Origin of the sequence: Mycobacterium colombiense, assembly GCF_003284975.1 — a bacterium.
Taxonomy (GTDB): domain Bacteria; phylum Actinomycetota; class Actinomycetes; order Mycobacteriales; family Mycobacteriaceae; genus Mycobacterium; species Mycobacterium europaeum_A.
On sequence record NZ_QMEU01000196.1, the window covers coordinates 1 to 3,578 of the forward strand.

The following is a 3,578-nucleotide window of genomic DNA, read 5'->3' on the forward strand; positions in this document are numbered from 1 at the left end:
TCTCACGGGTGCCGCGGGTGCCGGCCATGCTGGAATGGCTGCACACCGCGCGGACGTCGATGGTCATGGACACCACCAAGGCCAAGACCCAACTGGGCTGGCGTCCGCTGCACTCTTCGGCGGAGACGCTGGACGCGCTGGCCTCGGGGGCGTGAGAGCGTTGTGCTTCTCGGCGCCCGGCCGCCGGCCAAGGTAGTTTGATCCGATGGGTCTCGAGCGTTCGGTCGCTTCTCGCGACGTCGCCGCCGGCGGTGAAATCGCCTAGTGGGGCACGTCACGTCGCGCCGGCGGGTGACGCATCTGACCGCCGGTGAAGCGATCACCCGACCGGAAACCCTGGTCGTCGAGGAGCCGTTGGAGATCCGGGTCGACGGCGCGGCGGTCACCGTGACGATGCGCACCCCGGGATCGGATTTCGAACTCGCCCAAGGCTTTCTGCTCACCGAGGGCGTCATCGCGGGCCGCGACGACGTGCACAGCATCCGCTACTGCGCCGGACGCGGCGACGACGGTGCGAACACGTACAACGTGCTGGACGTGACCCTGACTCCCGGCGTACCGAAGCCCGTTCTCGACGTCACCCGCAACTTCTACACCACCTCGTCGTGCGGCGTGTGCGGCAAGGCCTCGCTGGACGCGGTGCGGCTGCTCAGCCGGTTCTCGCCCGGCACCGATCACGCGACCGTGGCCGCGGCCACCCTCGAGGCGATGCCCGGTCAATTACGTTCCGCGCAAAAGGTTTTTGACAGCACCGGGGGCCTGCACGCGGCGGCGTTGTTCGGCGCGGACGGCGCGATGCTGGTGGTGCGCGAGGACGTCGGCAGGCACAACGCGGTCGACAAGGTGATCGGCTGGGCGACCGAGCACCGGCGGTTACCGTTGCAGGCCACCGTGTTGCTGGTCAGCGGGCGGGCGTCGTTCGAGTTGACGCAGAAGGCCGTGATGGCCGGGATTCCGGTGCTGGCGGCCGTGTCCGCGCCGTCGTCGCTGGCGGTCTCGCTGGCCGAGGAGTCCGGCATCACGCTGGTGGCCTTCCTGCGGGAGGACTCGATGAACATCTACACCAGGGCGGATCGGATCACCTAGATCGATGGCGGCGACCCGCTGCGCCCGGCTACGCCGCGCTTGCGATCGCCGCGAGCGGTTCTCCGCTAGCTGTGCATCGACGCCGCACTGGGGATAACCGGGTGTCGCGGGCCGCCTCGGGTGGGGTCGACGGCCCGTCCCGTCGGGGTCACCGGGCACCGTGGCCCGCATGACAACCGAAACGACCATGACCCGGATCCAGCTGGGAGCGATGGGTGAGGCGCTCGCCGTGGATCATCTGACCCGGATGGGATTGCACATCGTGCAGCGCAATTGGCGCTGCCGCTACGGCGAACTGGACATCATCGCCCGCGACGACGCCACCTCGACGGTGGTGTTCGTCGAGGTGAAGACGCGCACCGGCGACGGCTACGGCGGGCTGGCGCACGCCGTCACCCCGCGCAAGGTGCGGCGGTTGCGCAGGCTGGCCGGGCTGTGGCTGGCTAGCCAGCACCAGCGCTGGGCCGCGATCCGCATCGACGTGATCGGCGTGCGGGTCGGGCGCCGCCGCACCCCCGAGATCACCCACCTGCAAGGGATCGGCTGATGGCGTTGGGACGCGCGTTCTCCGTCGCGGTGCACGGCGTGGACGGGCAGACCGTGGAGATCGAAGCCGACATCACCTCCGGACTGCCGGGCGTGCACCTGGTGGGCCTGCCCGACGCCGCCCTGCAGGAGTCTCGCGACCGCGTCCGGGCCGCCGTCACCAACTGCGGCAACTCCTGGCCCCAGGCGCGGCTCACCCTGGCGCTGTCGCCGGCGACCCTGCCCAAGATGGGGTCGGTCTACGACATCGCCCTGGCTGCCGCGGTGCTTTCGGCGCAGCGCAAATACCCCTGGGAACGGCTGGAGAAGACGGTGCTGCTCGGCGAGCTGTCCCTGGACGGCCGGGTCCGGCCGGTGCGCGGCGTGCTGCCCGCGGTCCTGGCCGCCAAGCGCGACGGCTGGCCGGCCGTGGTGGTTCCCGTGGACAACCTCGCCGAGGCCAGCCTGGTCGACGGCATCGACGTGTGGGGTGTGCGGACCCTGAAGCAGCTACACAAGTGGCTCAGCGGCACCGGCGCGCTGGACGGCCGGATCGACGTCAAACCCACGGACGGCGAGCCCACGGCGGACCTGGTCGATGTGGTCGGGCAGACGCAGGCGCGGTTCGCGGTGGAGGTGGCCGCTGCCGGGGCGCACCACCTGATGCTCACCGGCCCGCCGGGCGTCGGCAAAACGATGCTCGCGCAACGCCTTCCGGGGCTGCTGCCGCCGCTGACGGACGACGAGTCCCTGGAAGTGACCGCGATTCACTCGGTGGCCGGACTGTTGTCGGGCGACACCCCGTTGATCACCAGGCCGCCGTTCGTGGCGCCCCATCACAGTTCCAGCGTCGCCGCGCTGGTCGGCGGTGGGTCCGGGATGGCGCGCCCGGGCGCGGTCAGCCGCGCACATCGCGGGGTGCTGTTCCTCGACGAGTGCGCCGAGATTCGGGTCAGCGCGCTGGAGGCCCTGCGAACACCGTTGGAGGACGGCGAGATTCGCCTGGCCCGCCGCGACGGCGTGGCGTGTTATCCCGCCCGGTTCCAGCTGGTGCTGGCCGCTAACCTGTGCCCGTGCGCGCCGGCCGACCCGCAGGACTGCATCTGCGCGGCGGCCGCCAAGCGCCGTTACCTGGGCAAGCTCTCGGGTCCGCTGCTGGACCGGGTGGACCTGCGCGTGCAGATGCATCAGGTGAAGGCCGGGGCGTTCGCGGGTGGGGACGCCGAATCGACCGCGCAGGTTCGCCGCCGGGTCGCGCAGGCCCGCGCGGCCGCCGCGCAGCGCTGGCTACCGCACGGGTTTCACACCAACGGCGAAGTCAGCGGGACGCTGCTGCGCCGGAGGTTCCGTCCCAGCCACGCGGCCATGGAACCGCTGCAACGCGCGCTGGACCGCGGGCTGCTCAGCATCCGTGGCCTCGACCGCACGTTGCGGGTCGCGTGGAGCCTGGCCGACCTGGCGGGCCGCACGTCACCCGGGACCGACGAAGTCGCCGCCGCACTGAGCTTCCGTCAACCCGGGGCGCAGCGATGAGCGCGGCGCCGCGGCGGCCGGGAGCGCTACCAGCGCGCCATGCTCAGCCAATCGGTGTGCCCACCCCGCACCGCTATCGCGACACTCACCAGAATCGCGAACGCACGGGCGAATTGGGCCATGGCACGGCCACTTTCGCCCCGGTGTTCCATCTCGCGCAGCCCGATGCAGGCCAGTCCGATGCTGATCACGGGGATGGGAAAACCGATCCAGCTGACCAGGCTGAGCACGAACGCCGCGACGGCCCAGGGGTTCTTTGGGCGCTCAGACACGCTGTACACCATCGGCAGGTCGAGGATCATGGGTCGTTCCGTTCGTTGCGGGCCGGCGTGCGGCGGGCGGCTGATGACATCACACTCGCGCGTCGGGCTCAAAGGATCCTTGGCGCGTTCTTGGCCCGGGGGGCGCGGCGATGACGACGGCGCTCGACGACC

At 70.9% G+C, this 3,578-nt stretch carries 4 protein-coding genes and 1 pseudogene; 4 read left to right on the forward strand and 1 reads right to left on the reverse strand.

The window, feature by feature from the left end; translation table 11 throughout:
* The 4 genes and pseudogenes from DQP58_RS27350 to DQP58_RS26170 form a co-directional block, all read left to right on the forward strand.
* Positions 1 to 155, forward strand: a pseudogene (locus DQP58_RS27350) (epimerase); the annotation flags it as partial.
* A 109-nt stretch (positions 156 to 264) separates the two neighbouring features.
* The gene (gene fdhD, locus DQP58_RS26160; protein ID WP_112710938.1) at positions 265 to 1,086 is read left to right on the forward strand and encodes a formate dehydrogenase accessory sulfurtransferase FdhD; all 822 of its coding nucleotides are present in this window, start codon (positions 265 to 267) and stop codon (positions 1,084 to 1,086) included.
* 169 nt (positions 1,087 to 1,255) lie between these two features.
* Positions 1,256 to 1,633, forward strand: coding sequence for a YraN family protein (locus DQP58_RS26165; protein WP_112710940.1), 378 nt, complete (start codon positions 1,256 to 1,258; stop codon positions 1,631 to 1,633).
* Positions 1,633 to 3,144, forward strand: a complete 1,512-nt coding sequence (locus tag DQP58_RS26170; protein ID WP_112710939.1) for a YifB family Mg chelatase-like AAA ATPase — start codon at positions 1,633 to 1,635, stop codon at positions 3,142 to 3,144. Before DQP58_RS26165 ends, DQP58_RS26170 begins: the two co-directional genes overlap by 1 nt.
* A 26-nt stretch (positions 3,145 to 3,170) precedes the next feature.
* On the opposite strand, the gene DQP58_RS26175 is transcribed toward DQP58_RS26170, so the two are convergent.
* A complete protein-coding gene (locus tag DQP58_RS26175) occupies positions 3,171 to 3,446 on the reverse strand; it encodes a DUF4190 domain-containing protein (RefSeq protein ID WP_067019599.1) in 276 nt (91 codons plus the stop codon).
* Between the last annotated feature and the right edge of the window lie 132 nt (positions 3,447 to 3,578).

Excerpts from the sequence above, each read along its gene's own strand:
- DQP58_RS26165 (WP_112710940.1), top strand. The coding sequence starts at position 1,256 with ATGACAACCGAAACGACCATGACCCGGATCCAGCTGGGAGCGATGGGT.
- DQP58_RS26170 (WP_112710939.1), top strand. The coding sequence starts at position 1,633 with ATGGCGTTGGGACGCGCGTTCTCCGTCGCGGTGCACGGCGTGGACGGG.
- DQP58_RS26175 (WP_067019599.1), bottom strand. The coding sequence starts at position 3,446 with ATGATCCTCGACCTGCCGATGGTGTACAGCGTGTCTGAGCGCCCAAAG.